Origin of the sequence: Paenalicyclobacillus cellulosilyticus, assembly GCF_014647315.1 — a bacterium.
GTDB lineage: Bacteria > Bacillota > Bacilli > Alicyclobacillales > Alicyclobacillaceae > Alicyclobacillus_J > Alicyclobacillus_J cellulosilyticus.
The window spans coordinates 377-661 of the sequence record NZ_BMOY01000108.1 but is presented as its reverse complement, the minus strand read 5'-3'; the positions used below and the strand labels follow the sequence as shown (position 1 = coordinate 661).

Genomic DNA, 285 nt, shown 5'->3' with positions numbered 1-285 from the left:
CGCTATCAGCAAGCCATTGCTTATGGCGAGATTCAGGTGACATTAAATCAGGCAAAGCCTGAAGAAGGCTTGGCTAGCCCAGTATTAACCATTAAAAATTTAACCAAGAATACCGAATTACCTGCTCAACCCATTGATTGGAATGGGCAAGCGCTCATTAATAATCTTAAGGTAGGTGATGCTTATCAATTGTCAGTGGCCACCTTGTATGGTTCAGAGCACAGCTATGTGGCGCAATTTAGCCCGAACAATACCGTAACAATTGATGGCACGGCTTCAAAACCC

General features: G+C 43.9%; 1 protein-coding gene. It reads left to right on the top strand.

What is annotated here, in order from left to right; genetic code table 11:
- A partial coding sequence (locus tag IEX97_RS13025; RefSeq protein WP_188883523.1) for a hypothetical protein occupies positions 1-285 on the top strand: 285 nt, incomplete at both ends.